The following is a 23,709-nucleotide window of genomic DNA, read 5'->3' as shown; positions in this document are numbered from 1 at the left end:
GATTACACTGGTATTCTACGCAAAACCTCTTAAATTTATACCAAAATATCCGCTACTTATGGAGGATCTTCTGGCTGCCCGTTCTCAAATGGCCCTTTCTCTGGGCTTTCATATCATTTTTGCCTGTATTGGTATGGTAATGCCATTTTTCATGGCTACTTCACATTATAAATACCTAAAAACAGGTGACATCCAGCAAAAAAATCTCACAAAAGCATGGAGTAAAGGGGTTGCTATCTTTTTTGTAACAGGTGCTGTTTCGGGTACCATGTTATCCTTTGAATTGGGACTACTTTGGCCTGAATTTATGAAACATGCAGGTCCTATTTTTGGAATGCCTTTCTCCCTTGAAGGAACCGCCTTTTTTATTGAAGCCATAGCATTAGGCTTCTTCCTCTATGGCTGGGATAGATTTAATAAATGGTTTCACTGGTTTACAGGAGTAGTAGTTGGAATCAGCGGTTTAGCTTCCGGCATTTTGGTAGTAGCCGCCAATGCATGGATGAACAGCCCTGCAGGTTTCGATTATGTAGACGGAAAATATATCAACATCGATCCCATTGCAGCCATGTTCAATGACGCATGGTTCACACAGTCTCTTCATATGACTTTGGCAGCGTTTGCCGCCACAGGTTTTGCGGTAGCAGGAATTCATGCTCTCATGCTATTAAAAAATCAGAATAAGCAGTTCCATTGGAAAGCCTTTAAAATCGCCATTGTTTATGGTGCTGTGGCTGCTTTATTGCAACCGATATCCGGTGACTTATCCGCCAAAGATATTGCTGAAAGGCAACCTGCAAAGCTGGCTGCTATGGAAGCACATTTTGAAACCTCCAAACGAGCTCCTTTATTAATAGGTGGGTTGCCGGATGAGAAAACAAAAGAGGTTAATTATGCCATTGAAATACCCGGTGCACTAAGCTTCCTCGCTCATGGTGATTTCGATGCGGAAGTAATCGGCCTGGATCAAATTCCTGAAGAAAACCACCCACCTGTACTAGTAACACATATTGCTTTTCAGATTATGGTAGGCCTGGGAATGATACTGGTGGCACTAAGCTTGCTGTTCTTTTTCTCCAACTGGAAAAAGAAGCAGTGGCAGACAAAAAGATGGTATTTATGGCTTTATGTTTTGGCTACTCCTCTGGGATTTATTGCGTTGGAAGCCGGCTGGACTGTGACAGAAGTAGGCAGGCAGCCCTGGATTATTAATGGCTTCATGAAAACCAAAGATGCTGTAACACCTATGCCGGGTATTTTTTACTCATTCCTGATTTTTACAGCAGTGTATGTTTCCTTGTCGGTCATTGTAACATTCTTGCTCTACAGGCAAATTAAAATGGTGCCGGAAACCTATACAAATGATGAAGACAAACCTCAGGATGCCCTAATTCCCAACTAAAAGACAACTGATATGCTGTATGTAGTAATTGTTTTTCTCTGTCTTTCGATTTTACTCTACCTACTGCTAGGCGGGGCGGATTTTGGTGCAGGTATAGTAGAGCTCATTACTCCTGTAAAGCTAAGGGAAAAGATGCGTGGCATTACCTACCAAACGATAGGCCCTATTTGGGAAGCCAATCATATGTGGCTAATAATTACCATTGTCATTCTGTTTGTCGGCTTTCCCTCCATTTATACTATGCTTTCAGTGCATTTGCACATCCCCTTATTGCTGATGTTGCTGGGAATTATTGGCCGTGGTACCGCTTTTATTTTTCGCCATTATGATGCTGTAAAAGATGACATGCAACGGATTTATAACATCATTTTCACTTATTCCAGCTTTATTACACCACTTTTTTTAGGCGTTATAGCCGGAGCCATGGTGGGCGGAAAAATTGACACAGAAGCTGTTACTTTTTTTGAAGGATATATCCGGCCCTGGTTTAATTATTTCTCATTTTCAGTTGGCTTATTTACTGTTGCCATCTGTGGTTTTTTGGCCGCAGTATACTTAACAGGCGAAGCTGAGGAAAAAGAGATTAAAGGTGTTTTCACGCGACAGGCAAAATTGTTAAATGTAGCAACCGTAATAGCAGGAGGAATTGTTTTCATAGCTGCGGAAATAGAGGGTATTCAATTGATGCGGGAATTGGTGACCAATCCTGTTACTTTGGTAATACTTTTATTAGCCACAGCTTCACTGGTTTTGTTGTGGCATTTCCTCGGGCAAAACAAAAAGGTGCATACGCGTTTAATTGCAGGCTTTCAGGTAAGCATGATACTCTTTGCTCTGGGGTTCCATTATTTTCCTGATTTTATCATTGTACAGGGAGGGAATAATATCTCACTTTATAGTGCCGCAGCCTTAGGCAAGCCTATTGAAACTTTAGGTTGGGCCTTGTTGATTGGAGGTGTGTTTATAATTCCATCCTTAGTGTATTTAATTTACAGCTTTCAAAGAGAAAGGCCTGAAAGTACATAATCGAAGAAACTACCCGAACTAAATTTTACCCGAGAACCTACTATAGATATCAGGATCATGGGGACTTATTGTCAATATTTCATCTTGCTTAATCACAACACTTATAATAGAAAGCTTTTCTTCCAGATTATCTTCAATTAATGACTCAATAACAAGTGCATAACTTGTATCTAAATTGAGCCTTTTTGTTAATGAATCTCTATAGCCGCTATAAACAGGGGTGAAAAGCAAATAATTAGTCTTTGAAGGAATAGGTGCTTCACTTATAAAACCAACATATACTTTGTCATTCTTTAATGTAATTTGGAGGGCAAACCCCTGAACAATAGAGTCCCTGCATAGTTGCTCTAACTCATTGCCATAGTAAGTGATAGCGAGATTGATAGGAAGATTTCTTATGCGAGGAATTTTACTAATAATGAAGTTTGTTAAATGAGTAATTATTATAGTCAGAAACAAACCAATAAGCATAGTCCAAAGATACTTTTGTGAACCGGAAAATAAGCTCCCCAAAAACTCTGATACCTTTAAAAATAAATTAGGAAAGACAGTTTCAACAAAAAACCTGAAAAGGAAAGATGCTGCAATAATTATTAATCCCGCCAATGCAGAATTAAGTATTAAGCGCTGAGAGCTCAAACGCTGATATTTATATTTAAAGAATACGAAGTTTGACAGAAAGTAATATCCGCCAATTAATGGGATAAGGAGGACATTATATGGCATTTATTTAGCAGAATACTTGGGGTACGCATTAGAGGCTTTCATTTTTGAAAGTATATTTCGAACCTCTTGACGAGCATAAAATATAGATTTCTTCACCCTAATAGAACCGTTTGGGTTTACCCGGAGGCCGGAATCTTTTTTAAGATCTTTCACATTTTCCATTGTGCAATTTAAATATTTAACCCAAAATTCCCAAAATAGGTTTCTTGAAGAGGTGTGTTTCAATACAAGAAGCTAACTAATTAGCTTGGCCAACCACAACAGTCCAAGGTCTTACATACCACTCTTTGATTAAGCCATTTTTCACATACGGATCATTTTTGGCGAAATCTTCTGCTACTTGAGGGCTATCTCCTTTGAAAATAAGTATTGCACCATCAGCCGGCTCAGCCAGAGCCCCGGCCATTACGATATCTCCTCTGTTATGTGCTTCTTCCGCTAATTTTAGATGCTCTGAACGATAGGGAGCTCTTTTCTCTACGTAATTTTCAATAGTTTTGTAAAAAAGCAGGTAGTAGTTCATCAATTGTAGTTTAATAGTTTTGAATGGAAAAATTAAACAAATTTAATTCAAAGGCTTCGCTTTTTTAATAGAATTAAAAAAATCTATAAGCTCTAAAGCTTTTTCCAGAGCTTCTTCGTCTGATAAGGTTCTCTTTTTAATGACTATTTCATGATAATTTATTCCCTATTCACCCGAAGTTACAAACATTTGTCGCAATTCACCCGCATATTGTCGGTTTTACACAGTATTTCACTTTCGTTAATTAAGTACATTTGTTATGTATAACTATAAATCTGAAAATCATGGAAGCTACAAAAATAATTACATTAGAAACCAATGTAAAAGCACCTCTTAGCCAGGTTTGGAGAAGTTGGACGCAGCCGCAACATATTACTCAATGGAATAATGCCTCGGATGATTGGCATACACCCAAAGCAGAAAATGATTTAAAACCAGGAGGTAAATTGAAATATCATATGGCCGCCAAAGATGGAAGTATGGCTTTTGATTTTGAAGGCACTTATGATCAGGTGATCAAAAATCAGTTGATTGAATATACTATTGCTGATGGCAGAAAAGTGAAAGTCACTTTTGAAGAAACTAATGACTCAGTGAAAGTGACTGAAATATTTGAGCCGGAATCGGAGAACTCTGAAGAATTGCAAAGAACAGGTTGGCAAGCCATTCTTGATAATTTTAAAAAGTACACTGAAGATCTTAATACATTGGAAAAACTTCATTACGAAATCAAGATAGAAGCACCTGCAGAAAAGGTGTACAACACTATGCTTGATGATAAGCATTATAGAGAATGGACCTCAGTTTTCAGCCCCGGCTCCTATTTTAAGGGCAGCTGGGAAAAAGGCAGTAAAATATATTTCCTTGGTGCTGATGAAGAGGGCAATGAAGGCGGAATGCTAAGTATGATTAAGGAGAATATTCCAAATGAATTTGTTAGCATCGAGCACATTGGTTTGATAGGGAATGGTGAAGAAATTACTACCGGACCTGAGGTACAAGCCTGGGCAGGAGCGCTTGAAAACTATAGTTTTGAAAGCAAAAATGGGAGTACGCTCTTAAAAATAGATGTGGATACCAATAAAGAATTTAAATCTTATTTTGAAGACGCATGGCCTAAAGCCCTGGAAAAACTCAAATCAATTTGTAAAAGCAGATAATGAGATGGGAATGTCTGGGACTATCATTTTGCAATAGCTATTCCTAATAGTTCCAAAGCCTTAATCCTATGATTCCCCAATAAACTAAATAAGAAGACACAATACATGCAGCTATTGAGCCTGTCAGGAGATAGAATTTATTCCATCTCCCTGACACCACTTTTTTATAGGCAGATTTAATTATAAGAAATAAACTGCCAAATGAGGAAAGTAAAAACAAGATTCCGAAAATGAACAATAAAATTGCTCCCAAACTATACATTTTCATAGGATCATATAGCAAGGCAAATGAAGCAATCATTCCCCAAAAGCTACCGACTGCTAAAAACAGAATAGCCTGAAGCAGCAATCTTTTCTTTTTTCTTTTGAATAATCGAACAGGAAGGACAAAAAGCAGTACTAAGAAAGTTAAAAGAATTACAATCAAACAAAAAATCGCTAAATAAAACTGTAGATAGGCCCACCACCCAGGTATTTGTAAGTAGGCAGTTTCATCCAGCCATTGCCAATTGCCTGTTTCATCTTGTACGAAAACAGAACTGGCTAGGGATTCATCTGATTTCCTAAACTTGCCATCACCTACATAAATTAACCGCTGCTGATCACCAAAAATACTTTGCAGGTGAAAACTCGCATTGTCCTCCACCACAAATTGCAGATCGATTAAGCGCATGAGGAAATCCGTTAACTCCATATTAGTTGTTAAAGGCTGATATGCTCCTGCTATTCCTATCAACTCAATATCAAGTTTCTCTGCTGCTTTCTTCGGAGCAGGTATTGTGGTTAAATCCTTTAGAAGCATTTGTTTAATCACTTTTATTGCTTTGTTAGCATCCCTATTGTTAAGCAAAATGACATAACCCACTCCCAGTTCTCTTGAGTAGCCAAAATCTGATAGAAAACCACCGTAACTACCATTATGGCCGTAAAATAAATGTCCATTTTCATTTCGCTTCATTAATCCCTTTCCATATTCGTATTCAATCTGATGTTGAGCCCGAATAGAAGTTTCGGCTGTCTCCATCCTTTTGATGGAAGCGGAATCGATCATTTGCCTTCCGTTAAAATTTCCGTGATTCAATAGTAATTGCACAAAATTAGCCATGCCCTCAATATTGGTCACAAGTCCGCCTGCTGGCCATTGCGGAAGATCAGGGAAAGGCTCCAGCTTGTTTTCTGTTCCTGCATAAGCTTGGGAAAGCTTAGGATATTTGCTTTCAGTGGGGTGGTAGCTTGCCTCATTCATTTGTAATGGAAGTAGTATATTTTGCTCCACATACTCTTCGAAAGAAGTATCAATATTTTTCTCTAACACATGAGCTGCCACCATATAGCCGAGGTTATTATAGGCATGAAAGCTTCCTGGCTTCCAACGTGCGTCAAGTGCCGACTGACTCAGGTTCATCACCTCTGAAAAAGGTGTAGTTGCATTTGCCTGAGCAAACAAATTGAAATGTGCCTCATCAAATCCGGAGGTATGTTCCAGTAAGTGAATCAGCCTCAGCGGATGAGTGGCCTCCCACTTGTTGGTAAATTTCATTTCAGGAACCAATTCAGCAAGAGGAATCTTCATATTTATGAGACCCCTTTCATGGGCATGCATTGTTGCCAGAGCTAAGAATGTTTTTGAAATAGACCCTATACCAAATTGAGAATCTTCTGAAACCGGAATTTCGTTTTCAACATCCGCCATTCCGAAAGTTGCAGTCCAAACAGCAGTATCTTTTTCAATAAAGGCAATGGCTGCCCCGGGAATATTATGCCCATCAAGTATCTGCTGAATTTCAGCTGTCCTATCGGTATTTTCCGGAGATTGAGCATACATTCCCTGGGGAATAAAAAAAACTAAAATTAGTAAAGCAATTGTTCCTATATCTTTCATTTTATGATTGTTTCTGTTAAAAAGAGTTGACCTAAATTCAAAATATCGCTTCCTGATAATGTCAATAGCTCAATCAATTATAGCATCTCTATTCGATCTCATAATCCAGGATATCACCAGGCTTGCATTCCAGAATCTCACAAATAGATTCCAGCGTATTGAATCGGATTCCTTTTACCTTGCCTGTCTTCAACAATGACAAATTGGTCATGGAGATACCTACCCTCTCCGAAAGCTCTTTCAAAGACATCTTCTTTTTGGCCATGGCCACATCAAGATTAACAATAATTGGCATAGCTATATAATTGATTCGTTGTCTTCCTTCATCACCACTCCTATTCTAAATATCTCAGCTATCACCAATAAAATTGCTCCTATTAAAAGCGTCTGGAAATTCACATTGAGATCAATCCAAGCCTCATTTTGTTTAAAATTATTTGAGAAAACACCAAGGTAGTAGATAAGAGAATCGGCAAACTCTTTCCCTTCAATGCTAATATTATTGGTAATGTAATTACGGTAAATCAAGCCTTTGATCAAGCTATAAGGCGTAAACAAGATAAGTAAGAATGCTATTTTCCTAAGCCTTGATGCATTTTCCATAGTAAAAGGATGGTTTTTCTCCAGCGATTGAAATACCTTTCTTGCCAATAGCGTGATACCTATGGCTAAAAAAAATGTTATAATGACATCTGATATTTTTAGGATATAATAACCAATGGAATCTGAAGTAAACTGAATAGTTGCACTTTCTGAATAGATTGTTAATTGCTCCAATTCCACATTTTCTGATGCAATTTGATAAGCGGAAAGATCATCTATTAAAGTAATGGGGTAGCTTGACGTGAGTGAATCTTCTTCTGAATACATTATATTGATCAATACTAATGTGACGCCCACTGCCAGTGCAATTTCCACCACTAAAGCCAGATTAACTATCCATTTCAATAGTCTTATTAGTGATTTATGCCGGATGTTTTCCATAGATTAATTATTATTTTATTTCACAATAATAATTAAGGAATCAATATTAAACAACAATTATTTTATGTTTTACATAAAATTTCATCTAAAATTCTGAGTTACTTCTCATTAAGTCTAAAAGAGTTGCCCCTCCCTAACTAAATAATATTCCTGACAAGGGTAACAAAAACAAGCTTTGTTGATATAAGGGTGATTGCAATCAAAACCGGAGAGAATCTCTCCACTTAATAAATTTTTAACCCAATAAATTCAACAATTATGAAAACTTACATTTTACTGTTCATTGCATTAATATTTGCCACATCAGGCTTTGCACAATTAGTGGTTACACCTTCCACTCCCGTTTCCGGTTATTCACAGCCACATTGGAATGTGGATAGCGATTTAAACGATGATTATATGGTCGTTACTTACGGAAATCAGAACCCTAGCACCGCTCCCGGTGGCACAGGTACTTATATGACTATATTTGATAATGTTGGCTCACCATTAGTCCAGGATATTCCTGTGTTAAATCTAGGTCAATTTGTAAGCAGAGTTAAAATAACTCCTGATAACATTATTTATGTTTTGGGATTAGAAGACAACAACGGTAATACCAGACTTGTTCTACGTAAGTATAATACTTCAGGGATTATGACAGGACAAACCGTTGTAGATCCTTTTCATTCTGATCCGGCTATAGATTTGGCCGTTACCGACAATAACCATCCATTGGTATCTCTGTTTGATGGGAATACTCTGAAGATTAAAAGTTATAGCTCTACCCTTTCCTACTATGGCGAAATTGATGTGGATTATGTAACACACCTTCACCTTCCCACTTACAAACTTAGAGCACATTCAATAGACTATAATGATGGATATTTATTGATTGGTTATTCAAGAGGTGTAGATCCCAGCAATTTGGCACGTATAAAAAAATATAACTTTAATTCCGTTTCTCCTGCCAGCTCAACTGTCAGTGAAAGTTATTCTTTCCTGGGTGGATTCCACAGAACAGTCCTGGGAGTAACCAACTCCCACCAGGTAGCATTAAGGAATAATGGTGATGTTTTTTATATAAATGGTGTTTCAGGAATCAAAAGAATTTCAGGAAATAATACTCACTCGGTTAGTTCACAGACAAAAGCTAAAGTAAATGTGGATGCAAACGACAAGCTGCTTATTTCCTGGACGAATAATACTAAAGCCTTTGCGAGATTGTATGATGCCAACAATAGTTATGTTCGTCAATACGCGGAAGATGGAAATATTAACGGTTCCTGGGCCCCTGCTTTTAACAATTGCCAGTTTATTATTGCCGGGGACAAAAGTAATCAAGCTACTGATTTCCACACTTTCAGGAAAGCACATTATCAGGTTTTTAACTGCTCTGAATGCGAAGTAGGTGGCGCTCCTACTGCTTCCGCAGAATTCAGGTCTCCTAATCAAATGCTGGAGATGGATTCAAAATACGGCCCCATGGAAGTAGCAGAACTATGTTTAGTAGATGAGTTGCTGGTGGATGGTTCAGCCAGTTGTAATGAAAAAAGTTACTTTGTTGAAATAGCAGAATTTGATTTAGTAAACTGGAATAATATCAATATTTTACACTCAGATTGGGTGAGCGCAAATAGCCAGGCACCTAGCGATATTGACATTACTGATTTTTTACCACAAGGTTACCAATTACGTCCTGGTAAAGTCTACAGGTTTAGATTAGCTGTTGGTCCTATATGGCATTCTATAGATATTTTCTTTACAGTATCGTGCTGTAAGCGTGAAATTATAGGTTTACCAGACGATAAGTATGAAATTGACCTTGATGGAGCTGATGGAAATGGAGATATTGACCCAGCAAATCCGGAAGAACTTGAAGTAGATATATACCCTAACCCTGCTAAAGACTATGTAACTCTTGACTTCGCAAAAGAAGAGATGTTGAGTGAAGCTTCAATAAGCATTAGCAATATTTCAGGTAAGGAAGTATTTACTACCCACTCAAAAGAAGAACAATTAAGGATTGATATTACCGATTGGGAAAAAGGCATTTACGTTTGTAATATTACCCTCAATGGTAAAAAAACAATAAAAAGAATAATGAAGGAATAATAGTTATTCTTAAAGCACGAGAGTTTTGCTCTCGTGCTTATAAACCTGAGTTCGACATTAATTTGGAAATTCAGATTTTCATAAAATTCAATAGACAAGGCGTCTTTTTGAAGATATAGCGAGCTATATCAAGGAAAGACAACGCAGTATATTAGATTTTATGGGAAAGTATTTCTGATTCCGCTTGTAAACAGCGATTTTCTTCCTAAAAATTTCTTACAATAGCCCGCTATTGCTTCAAAATTTTTAGTTGAAACTCACTATTTACAAACGGTCTGAATCCTAAATTAATAATCGACTCAGGTTATAACTTTACTTTCTCATATTTAAAAACTAATCCTCCGTTATGCAGCTACAACATTCATAGAACATCGATTTAAGTGACTCTCTTCCTCTTTGTACCCGCATTTTTGCAGCTGAATAGGAAATATTCAATTTCACAGCTATCTCTTTCTGGCTTATGCCTTCCAAATCAGACATTCTCACTGCTACTTTATATTTATCAGGTAATTGTTCCAGAAGCTTTAACACACAGTTCTCTACAGCAATATAGAAAAATTCTTCTCTTTCATCTTGTGATAAATCATCCACTATGGATTGGCTCTGTTTCTTTTGCTCATCCCTGAAATAATCAATCACCACATTGGAAGCTACACGGTAAAGCCAGGCCCGGAGGTTTCTCACCTCTTTTAATTTTTCACACATACTATGTAGCTTAAGAGCCAACTGAGAGGTCAAATCCTCAGCCACTTCTCTGGATTTGACTTTCTTCAGGATGTAGCGTTGAATTTCATCCTTAAATTCCAGATAAACCGGAAAAACGGCTCTGCATTCTTCATTCATATTCTAATATCTGAAATTTATTTCAATGAAACAGCACTTTCATAATAACCGGGGCTATCCTGATAAGTAGTAAACAATTCCCATTCATTTTGATCTGCATCTTTTGCCCATGATTTTTGCGATTTTGCATAGCAACATGTAGTTAAACCTTCTTCTTCCATGGCCACATTAGCATTTTTGGCCTGAAGGTAAAGTGCTTGCAGTTCCTCATCTGAGCTGGCTTCAATACCTAAATGGTTTACTCCAAAAGTTTCTCCGGGATTACTTTTAATACTCAAATTCAGGCTGGGGTTATCAATCTTCCATTGTAAATAATCCGGCTTTTCTTTAGTAGGGGCTATTCCCAGTAAAGCAGAATAAAACTTCTTAGCATTTGCTAAGCTACTTACGTTCAACATAATGTGCGTTCTTCTCATGATTGTTCTATTTAAAATTCACCCGTATGACGGAGGTTTTCGAAGAAAGACACATTTTTTTAATCTTTCTTTTTTTGAACTATAAAGTGAGTAGATTTATCTTTTAATAATTCCTAAAAAGAAATCCACAACCGGTTTTCAGTTTTGTGGGAGTAAAAATAATAGCAATAGCATGTACATTGTTTACCCGAACCTGAATAGTATTATATTTATACCTTAAATGGATAATCTTTATCAATATTTTTCAGCTAAACCGTTTAGGAAGTTTTTACAGCAGCCCTATCCTTTATATTACACCAGGCAAAACTCCTGGAAATTATTTACGGTTATTTTTCTTATCTCCTTTCTTTTCAACTTATTTTTTGAGCCTTTTGATGTGAATAAAAGTGAGCATAAAATGAGTTATTTTTGGATCTGCTTTCTGCATGCTTTTTTACCTGCCATTATTGCTTTTATATACTTTTCTGTAGTCAATTTCTACACTAAAAGCTATAATACCTGGACGGTTGGTAAGGAATTACTGCATATTTCAATAGTACTGTTATTGATTGGAATAGAAAATTTCTTATTGCGGGATCTCATTTATGATAATCCTAACAACTGGAGTTTTAGGTATTTTTTTGAAGAAATCAGAAATGCATTTTTAGTGGGGATGTTGATTGTAATGATTATAATACCCTTCAATTATAGCCTCTTATTGCATAAAAACATAAAATCTGCTCAAGAAGTAAAAGAAAAGAGTCCTAAATTCTTGAATGAAAGTGCTGTAAAACTAATTCACACACAGGTAAAGTCCGATGAATTTGAGCTTTACCCTAATGATTTAATTGTAGTAAGAAGCGATGGCAACTATTCTGAGTTTTTTATCCATTCCAAAGATGATGTGATAAAATTATTGAAAAGAATTTCCCTCAAAGAATTAGAGCAACAGCTATCAGATTTTCCTCAGTTAATGAAAACACACAGAGGTTGGCTGGTCAATTTAAATTCGGTAACGCAAACTACAGGAAATGCAGGAGGCTATCAATTAACCTTAACAGATTTCGCTGAAAAAGTGCCTGTTTCCCGAAGTATCATTCCTCAGTTTAACGAAAGAATGTCATCGCTTAACGCATAAAAATTACAGTATCTTGTTATACATCCCAAATGCTTGCTACTCACAACAAGTTGCTTTAATGTGATGGCAAGGCTATATACATTTGCTGCACATAAAATTTTAATACAATGCGCAGACATGATTTAGATTGGCTCCGGGTAATTGTCTTTGCCCTTTTGATTTTTTACCACGTGGGCATGTTCTTTGTCCCTTGGGGATGGCACATTAAAAACAACGTTATTTATGATTGGCTCACCTGGCCTATGCGTTTTCTTAATCAATGGCGATTGCCAATCCTTTTCGTGATTTCAGGAATGGGCACATATTTCGCATTAAATAAGCGAAATGGATATCAATTTGTAGGTGAACGTGTTAAAAGGCTCCTCATCCCCTTAGTGTTTGGTATGGCTGTAATAGTACCGGTACAGGTTTATGCAGAACGAATATACAACAATCAATTTGCTGGTAATTACTTTGATTTTTGGCCTCAAATGGCATTTATGGGTGTATATCCTGAAGGAAACTTAAGCTGGCATCACTTATGGTTTTTACCCTATTTGCTTGTTTTTTCAATAGTGCTAACTCCACTATTTTTATACCTGAAAAATAATCCAAATGCCGGGCTCATAGGATTTACCAGGAGAATTATCGCAAAACCTCTGGGACTTTATGTATTCCTGGTACCGTTGTATTTCATTGAATCATTGGTAGAACCGTTTTTTCCTTCTACTCATGATTTATTTAATGATTGGTTCAATTTCTCAAATTTTATCACTTTATTTTTCTTCGGATTTTTACTCATGACTGTAAAGGAACCTTTCTGGCAAGTAGTACAGCAACGCAGAAGGACATATTTGTATTGTGGGTTGGTTGGCTTTACATTAATGATCGGCTTAAGAGTAATTTGGGAAGATTCCGTATTGATCCACTTTATAGAAGCCGGATTCATGGTTTTTAATTTTTGGTCATGGATTTTAGCAATTTTTGGCTATGCCGCCACTTATTTAAATAAATCGGGAAAACTCCTTAGCTACAGTAATGAGGCTGTTTACCCTTTTTACATTCTGCACCAATCTGTAACTATTGCTATAGGGCTTTATTTATATAATTTGGAATGGGCATTTTGGATAAAAGCAAGTATTCTGGTCGTAGGTACTTTTGGCATTAGTTGGCTTCTGTATGAATTTATTATCAGAAGAATAGCCTTAATTCGTCCATTATTTGGATTAAAATCCAGAAAAATTAATGCTGATTATAAAATTGAAAACCCTGCGAATGCCAAATAATGAATAAACAAACCAAGCTTGTCTTGCTAATATTTTGTATTGCCAAGTTAGCACTTCATTTAATTGCAGATAGTAATTCTGGTTTCCAGGGAGATGAACTGCTTCATATACAAACAGGAAATCATTTGGCATTTGGATTTATGGAGTTCCCGCCAATCATCAGTGTTTTGGCATTTCTTCAAAATCTGTTTCATTCAGAATCTGTTTTCATACATCACATTTACTCTCATTTAGCATCAATTCTAATACTCATTTATGTATCCAAAATAGTTGTAGAATTAGGTGGGAAGACTAAAGCGGTTTTTTTGGTTTTACTGTGTATCCTCATTGCCCCAGCTTTTGGACGATCACAGCAGTTATTTCAACCAGTAGTTTTTAGTCAGCTGTTTTGGGTGCTCAATTTCTTTTGGCTTACTAAATATGTCAAATATCTTGATCAGAAATATTTATGGCTGTTAACTATTGGGGCTGCTATAGCATTTTTAACTAAATATGATGCTATCTTTTTCATTTTCGGAGTTTCTTCTTTACTATTCTTTAAAACAACAAGGCAAGCTTTAATAGATCACAAATTTTGGTGGAACATAGTTGTCTTCATCCTTTTAATAAGCCCAAATGTTATTTGGCAATACCTGAATAATTTTCCGGTCCTTAGGATGTTCAACCGATTATATGAAATGCATTTGGATAAATTGACACCTATAGGGGTTCTGGGAAGTCTGGCCCTATCACTGAACCCATTAACATTACTCATTTCATTGCTGGCGATGGTGTCAATGTTTCATCAATCGATGAAAGAATACAGACCCTTATCGCTATCCATCTTATTATCCGTTTTACTGTTGGCCTTATGTCAGGGAAAAGGGTATTACTTTTACCCCATTGCACTTACTATGTTACCATTTGGTGGCATATTCTGGGAAAATGTTATTATTGCAAAAAGAAAATGGTTGATTTATCCAATTTCTTTTGTTCTTCTGCTGGGTGTCTTTTTGATTCCATTTGGAATGCCAGTGTTTCCGTTGGAAAGTTATTTAAAACATGACTATCCACATGAAAACAGAGAAGTTGTAATAGGTGGTCAATTCAATGTCAGATTTGAAGAAAGATATTCAAAAGAGAAATGGGATGTTACTTTAAAGGAATTGAAAACTGTATACGATAGCTTTCCAAATCCAGAAAAAAACAACACTATAATTTGGGGTAAACATTATGGTCAGGCAGGAGCTGTTAATTTGTTAGGTAATCAGCACAATTTACCCAAGGCATTTTCCTTGCACGGTAGTTTTTATAATTGGATTCCATATGGAGATATGCCTAACACGATAATAGCCATACGATATGGTGATGCAAGAGGTGCTGATTTTTTTGAACCTTATTTTGAAGAAGTCATGCCTGCCAAAAGTATATATAACCCTTATGCCGACAAAGAAGAACGAGTTTGGCAAACCGTTTTCATCTGTAAAAAACCAAAACAGACATTTGACGAACTGAAAACTTTGTTTAAAGATCGAGTTTATGAATAAGATGATTAATCAGATTTTATTCTTTAATTGTCAACATATTCTATATCTGCAATATGAAATCATATTTTCAATCTCTTAATATCCTGAGCGAAGAAGAATTGCATTTGCTTGAAGGAATTACAAGCTCTAAACAAATTAAAAAAGGATCATTTCTTATTCAGGAGGGAGAGGTATGTAAAGAAGTGGTTTTTATCCGTTCTGGCATACTACGCTCTTTCTTCACTAAGCCCAACGGAGAAGAAGTAACTTACTGCCTAACCTTTGGTAATAATTTAATGACTGCTCTTTCAAGTTTAATTGAAGAAAAGCCTACCCATGAGAATATACAAGCACTTACTGATTTAGAACTGGAAGTCATCAAAAAAAGTGATCTGAATAAACTGGTTGAGAATAATTTCAGATGGATGAAAGTAGTTAAAATTCTTGTAGAACAACAATATATTGAGTTGGAAAACCGGATGCTTGACCTGCAAAGACTGGATGCCAAAGAGCGCTATGAAAAATTGATTAATGAAAGAGAAGAATTAGTGCGATACATACCACTCAAACACCTTGCTTCTTTTTTGAATATCACTCCCAGGCATTTAAGTCGACTGAGGGCAGATTTTCAAAATGTGTAAAGTTTCTTTTTATTAGACATATGTCCTCTTCCTGAACAACAGGAACAGCCTACTTTTGATGAAAAGAAACTACAATGAAAATACTCATCATCAATGGCCACCCTGATAAAGAAAGTTACAACTTTGCACTGGCCGAAGCCTATAAAAAAGGAGCCCTTTCTTCAGGGGCTGAAGTGCAGGAAATTAACATAAGAGAATTGAATTTTAATCATAATCTCCAATTTGGTTACAGAAAAAGAACTGAGTTGGAGCTTGATTTACTTAATGCTCAGGATAAAATCAAATGGGCCGATCACCTAGTTTGGATTTATCCTGTATGGTGGGGATCTGTGCCTGCCATTATGAAAGGTTTTTTAGACAGAGTGCTACTGCCGGGATTTGCCTATCAAAAACGGGAGGATTCCTTATGGTGGGACAAATATTTAACAGGTAAAACTGCCCGCATCATTAGCACGCTTGACCAACCGGCATGGTATTATTGGTTGGTTTACCGCCAACCCAGTCATAATTCGATGAAAAAATTAACTCTGGAATTTTGTGGCATTAAACCAGTAAAAGTCACCACCATTGGTCCGCTGAAGCACTCCAAATTACCATTTAGGGAACGATGGATTGAAAAGGTTGAGCGAATGGGAAGAAATAATAAGTAGATTCCGACAAGACAACTGCAATGGAACTAGTTTGTTGCTGATTTCTTTCTCCATTCCTAAATTCAATTGCGGCTTCTGGCAAATTTCCTTAATTTAATATCATATTAGCTAAGCATCTTAAAGTAAAGCAGATGAAAAACGACAACTGGAGCAAAGAATTGGAATTTCTTCGATCTATTATCCAAAAAACAGAACTTGTGCAAACTACAAAATGGGGTGGTGAAGTATATACCATAAATAATGGCAACGTATTATCTCTTGCTGCCTTTAAAAATTATGTAAGCTTGTGGTTTTTCAATGGTGTCTTTTTAAATGATCCTTACCAGGTTTTATCTAACTCTCAGGAAGGCAAAACCAAAGCACTGAGGCATTGGCAATTTACCTCTGTAGAGGAAATGGACGAGAAAAAAATAACTGAATACATTCAGGAAGCCATTGGGAATGAGAAACAAGGCAAAAAATGGAAACCGGAAAAATCCGGTAAACTGGTAATCCCTTCATTATTAAACGAAGCGCTTAAAACGGACACAAAGTTTAAGGAAGCCTTCTTAAAATTTACCCCCTTTAAGCAAAAGGAATACGCGGAATATATAGACACTGCCAAAAGAGAGCAGACCAAAATTGACAGATTGGAAAAAATTAAACCTATGATCATGCAGGGAGTGGGTCTCCATGATAAGTATAGAAACGATTAAATATTAGATCATCAAAAGTCCGGCCTACATTCATACCCCATCAACTATCTTCTCTCTTACCCGCTTTGTTAGCCTGGAAAAATTTCAATTAGCTCTCCATACATGATAGCTCGGATGGTTCCCAAAAAAGAGGAAGCCAAACATCTAATGATTTTAATCATTTACCTTTTCCTCCAATTCATTTAGCCAAACCTTCAATTCATTAAAAGCACCTTCTTTCCATTCTTGCTTTAGACTAGTTTTGATCAAAATAAAAAAACAATCATGGAAAAGAAAATATTGAACATCTCAACTAGAAAAGTAAATTTAAATTTTGCAGGCGTGCTTTTATTAGCCATTTTTCTTACGGCTTTTACTACTTCCAAAATGCATCAGCAGATGGACGAACTCACAGTAAAACGCATCAACATTATTGAAGATGATGGTACCATCAGAATGGTACTCAGCAATAAAGCAAGACAGCATTCTGGCCGAATGGACGGGGTGGATGTTCCTTTTAGAGAAAGGCATGCAGGAATGATATTCTTTAATGACGAGGGAGATGAATGCGGTGGTTTGATCTACGGTGTAAGTGGTGAAAATGGCAGAAAGAGCAGCGGTATGTCCCTTACATTTGATCAATACAAAAATGATCAGGTAATCCAAATCTTAAATAAAGAAATGGTTGAAGGTGAGAAAATTCATTCCTCCAGGGGCTTTATGATCAATGATTTTCCCCAAGGCAGCACCTTAATGCAAACAATGAGAGATATGGAAGCAGCCAAAGAGATAGAAGATAAAAACGAAAGAAGAAAGCGAATGATGGAGATTCAGGAACAAGGCGGCCCCAGACCTCTGGTATTTTTAGGAAAAAGCAGAGATGGCAGCAATGGTCTTTTTCTTAACGATGAAAATGGCAATCCAAAGCTGATGATATATGTGGACGGAAACGGCAATCCGAAAATTCAGACAATGGATGAAAACAATGAGTTAAAAGATTTGCTGGAAAAATGATCTGCAAAAAAGTCTTTGGTTCATAAAGGAATCAAAGACTTTTTATATTTTTATCGCAAATGAAGAATTACCATAAAATTACCCTAATTAAGAATAGCCTGCTCATTTTATTGGCCATCTTAATCATCAACACCCTTAACATATTCAATTTTTATATTGTAAAAAAAGGAAGCCTAAACTTCTTCAGCCTTGGAGATCATATTTTTGGCTTCGTTGATAGCTTACTTGCTTTCTTTGCGACTCTCATCGCCTGGCATTTTAGTTCAAAACTCAGAAAACTATTAAAATATAAAGTGCTTATTGCTTTTGTTCTTGCCCTGATTTTTTTCTCCTTCTTTACCAGTATTTATTTTATTATTGTAAGAACATTAAATGGTTTATCAATAAATCTAAATCAACTAACAGGTAATATTGTTTTCGGAACCTCATTAAGCTTTATACCTATCAGTGGGCTCACCCTGGCCTATTTATATTTCCGTAACTCTCAGGCACTGAACCGTGAGAAACAAAACTTGCAGTCGCAGCTATTGACTAAAAACCTGGAGCCACACTTCCTTTTTAACAATTTAAGTATACTGTCTTCCATGATGCGAAAAGGAAGCAATGAGGCTGAACCATTTTTAGATAGTCTTTCGGAGGTTTACCGTTATTTCCTTAAACATAATGAATCGGATAAAGTGCATTTGCAACAAGAACTTGAATTTTTAAGTCAATATATTCATCTAATTGTCAACCGGTTCGGGCATGTGTACCAAGTTGATTTAAAGGTTGATGATTCCTCAGGGCAAGTGATTCCTTTTGTGTTACATACGTGTATTGAAAATGCTATTAAACACAATACCGCCAGTGAAAGCCAACCATTGATCGTTGAAATAACGAGAAGTGAATCTTTAATCATTATTAAAAATCCATTGCGTCCCCAAGCATCATCCATTAGCAGTGGAAAAGGACTCAATAATATCAGTAAACGATATGAACTGATTTTTGGCAAATCAATTAAAATAGCAGAAAAAGACAATTGTTTTGTAGTAGAAATACCTGTAATTAGCGAGTAGCATTGCCAAATAAGAGTAAAATGAATGTATTAATAGTTGAAGACGAAAAGCTTAATGCCGAGCATATTGCCGCACATATTGAAAGATACGGCAATATGAATATTTTAGGCGTTTTATCCTCCAATAAAGATGTAGAAAGCTGGTTCAGTAAAAACCCCTCTCCCGAACTCATCTTTTCCGATATCCAACTGCTGGACGGACCTGTTTTTACCACTCTGCAAAAAGGAATTATTAGTTGCCCCATAATCTTTACTACTGCTTTCGATACTTTTTACCAGGATGCATTTGATGCAAACGGCATTGCTTATTTGCTAAAACCAGTGAGCTACGAACGCTTTAAAAAGGCAATGGATAAATTTCATCAGCTGAAGAACAATGCTTCTCACGATTGGTCTGCTATCAGTAATTGGATCAATAAGGAGCAAGCCAAATCAAAAGAAAGAATTTTGGTAAAAGCTGGAGAAAGCTTGAAATTGTTAGAAATGAGAAACGTAAGTTTTATCTGCACCAACGAAGGGGTATGCACTGCTATGGACAATGAAGGGAAAGAGTATGTATTCAGGTATAAAATTGCAGATCTGGCCAAAGAACTGAACCCTGAAAAGTTTTTTCAAATCAACAGAGGGGAAATAGTAAATATTGATTTTATAGATCAAATAGAACCATTTTTTAATGATCGGTTATCAATTCGTTTGAAGAACTATAGGCAAAACTTAATTACAAGTAGTTCTAATACTGCAAGTTTTCGGAAATGGCTCGAAAAATGAGCACTTAATTTAGCTTTTTTTACCCTCAAACTCAATCACTGCCTTCTTTAAGCTCCCGGAAATTGTTACCAGCCACTTCAACTGATCAGAAATCAAACGAGCTTCCTGCAGGTTCTTTCTAAATCCCGGGTCAATAGGTTTATTTTCTTCGCGCTCAAGTTCCTGAGTTCTGATAGCTACCAATTCATTATATTTTTCTTCAAGCTGCCCATAAGCTTCCGCCACCTTATCTTCTTTAATGCTATCGATTAGTTCTTCATTTTGCGCAGTCTGTAAAGCTTGAGTTAAGTTAGTGTCTATAGATTCTATAATCAATTCAAAAGAATGAGAAACGGTTTTATTTTTATTACTTAAAATAAAAGTGCCTAAAGCCGCCACAGCTGCCAGAAATGTATGATTTAAGCCTACAATTTCATAAATCTTTCCCAGGTTTTGTTGGCGTGACTTTGGCTCCTGGCTCATTCTTTGAAAGGCTGCATTTAAATTGCCCATTTCCAGAAAAGCCTCTTTCCTGGCCAGTTTATAGGCAGTGGTATTATCCTTTTGATGGTGATAATAGTTGTTGATCTCAGTCAAATAATTACGATTGGCCTTTATTGCCTGAACAATGATGGATTTGATACCGGAAGACTCCCATGCCGGCCATAAAAAAGAAATGGTAAGCATAGCAATTAGTGCGCCTGTTAGCGTATCCAACACACGGAATTCAATCACTTCAAATGCATCAGGCTTAATAAGGGCATAAATAAAAATTACACTAAGCGTAATAAAGATGGAAGAAGTACGATAGTTTTTCTGGATAAAGCTTAACGCCAGCATGAGTGAAATAACTGATAGCATGGCATAAACATAGGTGTTTTGAGTCAGCAATACGATAACAGCAGCAATGCCCGCACCAATTAGTGTCCCATAAAGCCGGTGTTTAGAGCGTTCTTTTGTCAAGGTATAGCCCGGCCGCATAATTACCACCATAGTCAGCAATATCCAGTAGGCATTTTGGATGGAAAAGATGATTCCAATACTAAAACCTACTAACATGGCAATAGTTAACCTGGCAGAGTGTTTAAAAATAGGCGATTTGAAACTAAAATTTTCCCTGAGTATATTTAAATCATAATCCTGATGCGTAATAAACCTTTGACCTTCTTTATTTCTAAGGCTACTCTTTCTGTTACTTTCAAGATCCTGATATATTCTTTCAATTGATTGAATCTTTTGCAATTGTTTTTCCTCATAATCCAATAAATTATGGAGCAACAAGGCTCCCTCACGTGCCTGAGGCAATTTTACAGTAGCAATGTAATCCTGTATATTCAGTCGACATCTATTAATGATAGGTTCCAAATCCTTTATAGGCGTGAGTTTCTTCCCTTTCCCCATGCACAATGCCAGTTGCTCCAGCCTGTTGGACAATTCAAATACCAACTCAATAAAAGGATCCGTCACCTTTTCATGATGTTCAAAAATTTTATTAATTCGCTCATAGTTAGCCGGGTTGGCAAGTGAAAGTTCAAGAATATCAATTAATTCAATAAAGATTAATAGCTGTTTCCTCTTGAAATTTGAAAACCCGGAAGTCTGCCTTTCATTTAATAAAAGCTCTCTCAAGGATTCATGGCTGTCATTTATTTTTACCTGTAAGTCATATAACTCAGTCTTTAGGTTACTTTCATTTGTGTTTTCGATAGCAAGCTTACCTCTAATTCTAATATATTTGGCCGTAAGACTTAAGCATTCGGTTAAGCCGTTATTGATTTGACGCTTTTGGAGTAATGGATGAAAGCTAACGGAAAGCAACAAAGACCATAGACCTCCCGCTCCTATCAGCAAAGTGTGAATAAGAATATCAATGCCGGTTTGCTTATGGGCAAAACTTAAGACTATGGCTAATAATCCGGAAAACGAAATAAGGGAAGCACGGAATCCATAAACAGAAATAAATGAGATGGCAAAAACGAGAATTGCCATTATCGGAAGTAAAATATATAAATTAGCTGCTGCAAAAGTGGTGACAATAGTGGCCAACATGGCAATAAGTGTTGCAGTCAATATTCCGATGCTTTTATGCCTTCTGCTACCAGGCACATCACTACTGGAGGTTAAAAACATTCCTATGGCTACGCTTAGAAAATAAGGAAGCATATCCAGGCTGATGCCAATAATAATGGGCAAAACTATTCCAAAGGTCACCAGCAAAGATTTTAGAAAATCCGAGCTCTTCAAAAAATTTCTGATAGAAGATCCTGCATTCATCAACATATTGCTAAATTAAGAATTAGCTTAGACTTTGATGTGGAATTTGTTAAATGATAATGATTAACTAATATTAAATTAGGGAAGAATTAATGAGTTACATGCCAATCAAAATCAAATATTTCCGTATGAAAGAAGGAATACTAAACAAACTGCATGTATAATTTTGCTGATTTACTGATGCCAATTGCCATCGCCATCATCATGTTCGGCATTGGTTTAACCTTAAAATTTAAAGATTTTTCCCGAGTTTTTACCCACCCTAAAGCCATTTTAACCGGGCTTTGCTGTCAATTGATCTTACTCCCCATTTTAGCGTTTATCATTGTATATTTTTGGCCAATTGATCCGGCCTACAAAGTAGGAATAGTTTTAATTGCTTCCGTTCCGGGTGGTACAGCCTCCAACCTTGTTACCCATATGTTAAAAGGAAGAGTAGCTTTATCTGTTTCTCTCACCTCCTTTAACAGCTTTGCTATCATCTTCACCATCCCTATGTTTGTAAGTTTGGCATTGCTCGTATTTTTAGGAAAGGACACTGAAATTTCATTGAGCTTTTCGGATACTTTCAATGATATTTTATTCACCGTAGTACTTCCGGTAATAGCTGGTATTTTAGTTAATGAATATACTCCTGATAAGTTCACTGATAAACTTCGCCAACCTTCACGAATTATCCTTCCGTTACTATTAATAGCAATAGTGGCCTACGCTATGTTCTCGGGTAATGGCGGGAATGCCAAAACAATACTTGCTGATTACCACCTGGTTTTTCCCCTTCTATTACTCAATATTTTGGGTATGTTGGGAGGATTTTATATCTCCAGGATGTTGGGCATAAAACATAGTGGTAATTTTACCATTGCCATTGAAATGGGTCTCCAAAATTCTGCTCTGGCTATTTTTGTAGCTTCACAAATTTTGGAAAATGATGAAATGGAGATGATTGCAGTACTTTACGGTACCTTTTCCTTTTTCACCACGTTTTTGTTTGCCTGGATGCTAAAAAAGTATTTTAAACCAAAAAGAGTGAGTTAATTACTTTACTTTATGAAAATCAAAACCTCCTTTTCTTAGGTTGATACCATATTCCAAATACGCTTTTAGGCAAGCCAGAAAATTTGCCCATCCTTCTGTATTGCCCTTTAACCAGTTAATTCCGGCTTCATTATTCTCTCTTTCTCCTTCTGTAACCTTTACTAAAGTTGAATGACTATTAACAGCTTCCAAAGTGATTTCAACCAATAATTTAAGTCCATCAGCTTCCCAGTAAAACGAAATATATTTGCCTTTCTCCATTTTACCCACCTTTACAGGGGCAGCCTCTTCAAATTCAGGGAAATGCCAAATCAATTCTTTCCCTTCCTCCATGCGGCCGGTGCTTTTAGAGATAAAATACTGACTCATTTTAGCAGGATCAACTATAGCTTCAAAGACTTCCGCTGCAGTTTTGCCTATTTGCAATGCTGTGTTTATACGTAGTTTTGAATTTTGCATTTACTAATTTAAGTATTTACATGATGGGATTCAATGGATTCTCTGGCTTAATGAGGGTATCATCTACTTCTAAACCTGTTTTTTTCTTATATTCCTCCTCGGTTGGTATGTTGATTTTTCCCAATGGGATGCTTTGGTAATGGACATTTCATGACTATCTATCATTTAGGTCTGTTCATCGAAAAAAATAGTTTTTTTTTTAGGATAAAACTCAT

Annotated in this window: 23 protein-coding genes; 14 read left to right on the top strand and 9 right to left on the bottom strand. The window is 36.5% G+C overall.

What is annotated here, in order from left to right; translation table 11 throughout:
- Nucleotides 1-58: 58 nt before the first annotated feature.
- Complete coding sequence (locus tag JKA74_RS11360; protein WP_201431313.1) at nt 59-1,402, top strand: cytochrome ubiquinol oxidase subunit I; 1,344 nt, start codon at nt 59-61, stop codon at nt 1,400-1,402.
- Nucleotides 1,403-1,414: 12 nt separating this feature from the next.
- Nucleotides 1,415-2,428 (top strand): cytochrome d ubiquinol oxidase subunit II, encoded by a 1,014-nt coding sequence (locus tag JKA74_RS11355; protein WP_201431312.1) that lies wholly within the window; start codon nt 1,415-1,417, stop codon nt 2,426-2,428.
- 18 nt (nt 2,429-2,446) lie between these two features.
- Here JKA74_RS11355 and JKA74_RS11350 read toward each other — a convergent pair whose 3' ends face one another.
- Both JKA74_RS11350 and JKA74_RS11345 read right to left on the bottom strand, forming a co-directional pair.
- A complete protein-coding gene (locus tag JKA74_RS11350) occupies nt 2,447-3,067 on the bottom strand; it encodes a hypothetical protein (RefSeq protein WP_201431311.1) in 621 nt (206 codons plus the stop codon).
- Nucleotides 3,068-3,392: 325 nt separating this feature from the next.
- Entirely contained in the window at nt 3,393-3,677 is a 285-nt protein-coding gene (locus JKA74_RS11345; protein WP_201431310.1) for a YciI-like protein, read from the bottom strand.
- 284 nt (nt 3,678-3,961) lie between these two features.
- On the opposite strand from JKA74_RS11345, the gene JKA74_RS20960 reads away from it, so the two are divergent.
- On the top strand, nt 3,962-4,837 hold the full coding sequence (locus tag JKA74_RS20960; RefSeq protein WP_201431309.1) for an SRPBCC family protein: 876 nt from the start codon (nt 3,962-3,964) through the stop codon (nt 4,835-4,837).
- A 43-nt stretch (nt 4,838-4,880) separates the two neighbouring features.
- Here the strand turns inward: JKA74_RS20960 and JKA74_RS11335 are convergent, their stop codons facing one another.
- The 3 genes from JKA74_RS11335 to JKA74_RS11325 all read right to left on the bottom strand — a co-directional run bounded on the left by JKA74_RS11335 (nt 4,881) and on the right by JKA74_RS11325 (nt 7,703).
- The gene (locus tag JKA74_RS11335; RefSeq protein WP_201431308.1) at nt 4,881-6,719 is read right to left on the bottom strand and encodes a serine hydrolase domain-containing protein; all 1,839 of its coding nucleotides are present in this window, start codon (nt 6,717-6,719) and stop codon (nt 4,881-4,883) included.
- Between the two features lie 88 nt (nt 6,720-6,807).
- Nucleotides 6,808-7,014, bottom strand: coding sequence for a helix-turn-helix domain-containing protein (locus JKA74_RS11330; RefSeq protein WP_201431307.1), 207 nt, complete (start codon nt 7,012-7,014; stop codon nt 6,808-6,810).
- A 2-nt stretch (nt 7,015-7,016) separates the two neighbouring features.
- Nucleotides 7,017-7,703, bottom strand: coding sequence for a DUF2975 domain-containing protein (locus JKA74_RS11325; RefSeq protein ID WP_201431306.1), 687 nt, complete (start codon nt 7,701-7,703; stop codon nt 7,017-7,019).
- Nucleotides 7,704-7,961: 258 nt separating this feature from the next.
- Between JKA74_RS11325 and JKA74_RS11320 the strand changes: the two genes are divergently transcribed.
- Nucleotides 7,962-9,797, top strand: coding sequence for a T9SS type A sorting domain-containing protein (locus JKA74_RS11320; protein ID WP_201431305.1), 1,836 nt, complete (start codon nt 7,962-7,964; stop codon nt 9,795-9,797).
- 333 nt (nt 9,798-10,130) lie between these two features.
- Here JKA74_RS11320 and JKA74_RS11315 read toward each other — a convergent pair whose 3' ends face one another.
- Together JKA74_RS11315 and JKA74_RS11310 are read right to left on the bottom strand one after the other, a co-directional pair.
- Nucleotides 10,131-10,640, bottom strand: a complete 510-nt coding sequence (locus JKA74_RS11315) for a sigma-70 family RNA polymerase sigma factor (protein ID WP_201431304.1) — start codon at nt 10,638-10,640, stop codon at nt 10,131-10,133.
- Between the two features lie 17 nt (nt 10,641-10,657).
- The gene (locus JKA74_RS11310; RefSeq protein WP_201431303.1) at nt 10,658-11,056 is read right to left on the bottom strand and encodes an ArsI/CadI family heavy metal resistance metalloenzyme; all 399 of its coding nucleotides are present in this window, start codon (nt 11,054-11,056) and stop codon (nt 10,658-10,660) included.
- A 397-nt stretch (nt 11,057-11,453) separates the two neighbouring features.
- Between JKA74_RS11310 and JKA74_RS11305 the strand changes: the two genes are divergently transcribed.
- From JKA74_RS11305 to JKA74_RS11265, 9 genes are all read left to right on the top strand, one after another.
- Nucleotides 11,454-12,173, top strand: coding sequence for a LytTR family DNA-binding domain-containing protein (locus JKA74_RS11305; RefSeq protein WP_236587714.1), 720 nt, complete (start codon nt 11,454-11,456; stop codon nt 12,171-12,173).
- A gap of 107 nt (nt 12,174-12,280) precedes the next feature.
- Nucleotides 12,281-13,438 (top strand): acyltransferase family protein, encoded by a 1,158-nt coding sequence (locus JKA74_RS11300; protein ID WP_201431301.1) that lies wholly within the window; start codon nt 12,281-12,283, stop codon nt 13,436-13,438.
- Nucleotides 13,438-14,964, top strand: a complete 1,527-nt coding sequence (locus JKA74_RS11295; RefSeq protein WP_201431300.1) for an ArnT family glycosyltransferase — start codon at nt 13,438-13,440, stop codon at nt 14,962-14,964. Before JKA74_RS11300 ends, JKA74_RS11295 begins: the two co-directional genes overlap by 1 nt.
- Before the next feature lie 53 nt (nt 14,965-15,017).
- Nucleotides 15,018-15,584 (top strand): Crp/Fnr family transcriptional regulator, encoded by a 567-nt coding sequence (locus JKA74_RS11290; RefSeq protein WP_201431299.1) that lies wholly within the window; start codon nt 15,018-15,020, stop codon nt 15,582-15,584.
- Between the two features lie 74 nt (nt 15,585-15,658).
- Nucleotides 15,659-16,234, top strand: coding sequence for an NAD(P)H-dependent oxidoreductase (locus JKA74_RS11285; RefSeq protein WP_201431298.1), 576 nt, complete (start codon nt 15,659-15,661; stop codon nt 16,232-16,234).
- Between the two features lie 131 nt (nt 16,235-16,365).
- Complete coding sequence (locus tag JKA74_RS11280) at nt 16,366-16,929, top strand: YdeI/OmpD-associated family protein (protein WP_201431297.1); 564 nt, start codon at nt 16,366-16,368, stop codon at nt 16,927-16,929.
- A 264-nt stretch (nt 16,930-17,193) separates the two neighbouring features.
- Nucleotides 17,194-17,922, top strand: a complete 729-nt coding sequence (locus tag JKA74_RS11275; protein WP_201431296.1) for a hypothetical protein — start codon at nt 17,194-17,196, stop codon at nt 17,920-17,922.
- Nucleotides 17,923-17,981: 59 nt separating this feature from the next.
- Nucleotides 17,982-18,977: a sensor histidine kinase gene (locus tag JKA74_RS11270; RefSeq protein WP_201431295.1), complete on the top strand. Its 996-nt coding sequence runs from the start codon at nt 17,982-17,984 to the stop codon at nt 18,975-18,977.
- A gap of 20 nt (nt 18,978-18,997) precedes the next feature.
- Entirely contained in the window at nt 18,998-19,744 is a 747-nt protein-coding gene (locus JKA74_RS11265; protein WP_201431294.1) for a LytR/AlgR family response regulator transcription factor, read from the top strand.
- Between the two features lie 9 nt (nt 19,745-19,753).
- Here the strand turns inward: JKA74_RS11265 and JKA74_RS11260 are convergent, their stop codons facing one another.
- Nucleotides 19,754-21,934: an FUSC family protein gene (locus tag JKA74_RS11260; RefSeq protein ID WP_317193591.1), complete on the bottom strand. Its 2,181-nt coding sequence runs from the start codon at nt 21,932-21,934 to the stop codon at nt 19,754-19,756.
- Between the two features lie 219 nt (nt 21,935-22,153).
- Here JKA74_RS11260 and JKA74_RS11255 point away from each other — a divergent pair, with 219 nt between their 5' ends.
- Complete coding sequence (locus JKA74_RS11255) at nt 22,154-23,035, top strand: bile acid:sodium symporter family protein (protein WP_201431292.1); 882 nt, start codon at nt 22,154-22,156, stop codon at nt 23,033-23,035.
- On the opposite strand, the gene JKA74_RS11250 is transcribed toward JKA74_RS11255, so the two are convergent.
- The gene (locus JKA74_RS11250) at nt 23,036-23,494 is read right to left on the bottom strand and encodes an SRPBCC domain-containing protein (protein WP_201431291.1); all 459 of its coding nucleotides are present in this window, start codon (nt 23,492-23,494) and stop codon (nt 23,036-23,038) included.
- Between the last annotated feature and the right edge of the window lie 215 nt (nt 23,495-23,709).

The sequence above is a fragment of the Marivirga aurantiaca genome (assembly GCF_016679925.1).
In the GTDB taxonomy this organism is placed as follows: Bacteria; Bacteroidota; Bacteroidia; order Cytophagales; family Cyclobacteriaceae; genus Marivirga; species Marivirga aurantiaca.
This window is presented reverse-complemented; position numbering and strand designations above follow the sequence as displayed.

Coding starts and splice junctions, on each gene's coding strand:
- JKA74_RS11360 (WP_201431313.1), top strand. CDS start 59: ATGGAGGATCTTCTGGCTGCCCGTTCTCAAATGGCCCTTTCTCTGGGC.
- JKA74_RS11355 (WP_201431312.1), top strand. CDS start 1,415: ATGCTGTATGTAGTAATTGTTTTTCTCTGTCTTTCGATTTTACTCTAC.
- JKA74_RS11345 (WP_201431310.1), bottom strand. CDS start 3,677: ATGAACTACTACCTGCTTTTTTACAAAACTATTGAAAATTACGTAGAG.
- JKA74_RS20960 (WP_201431309.1), top strand. CDS start 3,962: ATGGAAGCTACAAAAATAATTACATTAGAAACCAATGTAAAAGCACCT.
- JKA74_RS11335 (WP_201431308.1), bottom strand. CDS start 6,719: ATGAAAGATATAGGAACAATTGCTTTACTAATTTTAGTTTTTTTTATT.
- JKA74_RS11330 (WP_201431307.1), bottom strand. CDS start 7,014: ATGCCAATTATTGTTAATCTTGATGTGGCCATGGCCAAAAAGAAGATG.
- JKA74_RS11325 (WP_201431306.1), bottom strand. CDS start 7,703: ATGGAAAACATCCGGCATAAATCACTAATAAGACTATTGAAATGGATA.
- JKA74_RS11320 (WP_201431305.1), top strand. CDS start 7,962: ATGAAAACTTACATTTTACTGTTCATTGCATTAATATTTGCCACATCA.
- JKA74_RS11315 (WP_201431304.1), bottom strand. CDS start 10,640: ATGAATGAAGAATGCAGAGCCGTTTTTCCGGTTTATCTGGAATTTAAG.
- JKA74_RS11310 (WP_201431303.1), bottom strand. CDS start 11,056: ATGAGAAGAACGCACATTATGTTGAACGTAAGTAGCTTAGCAAATGCT.
- JKA74_RS11305 (WP_236587714.1), top strand. CDS start 11,454: ATGAGTTATTTTTGGATCTGCTTTCTGCATGCTTTTTTACCTGCCATT.
- JKA74_RS11300 (WP_201431301.1), top strand. CDS start 12,281: ATGCGCAGACATGATTTAGATTGGCTCCGGGTAATTGTCTTTGCCCTT.
- JKA74_RS11295 (WP_201431300.1), top strand. CDS start 13,438: ATGAATAAACAAACCAAGCTTGTCTTGCTAATATTTTGTATTGCCAAG.
- JKA74_RS11290 (WP_201431299.1), top strand. CDS start 15,018: ATGAAATCATATTTTCAATCTCTTAATATCCTGAGCGAAGAAGAATTG.
- JKA74_RS11285 (WP_201431298.1), top strand. CDS start 15,659: ATGAAAATACTCATCATCAATGGCCACCCTGATAAAGAAAGTTACAAC.
- JKA74_RS11280 (WP_201431297.1), top strand. CDS start 16,366: ATGAAAAACGACAACTGGAGCAAAGAATTGGAATTTCTTCGATCTATT.
- JKA74_RS11275 (WP_201431296.1), top strand. CDS start 17,194: ATGGAAAAGAAAATATTGAACATCTCAACTAGAAAAGTAAATTTAAAT.
- JKA74_RS11270 (WP_201431295.1), top strand. CDS start 17,982: ATGAAGAATTACCATAAAATTACCCTAATTAAGAATAGCCTGCTCATT.
- JKA74_RS11265 (WP_201431294.1), top strand. CDS start 18,998: ATGAATGTATTAATAGTTGAAGACGAAAAGCTTAATGCCGAGCATATT.
- JKA74_RS11255 (WP_201431292.1), top strand. CDS start 22,154: ATGTATAATTTTGCTGATTTACTGATGCCAATTGCCATCGCCATCATC.
- JKA74_RS11250 (WP_201431291.1), bottom strand. CDS start 23,494: ATGCAAAATTCAAAACTACGTATAAACACAGCATTGCAAATAGGCAAA.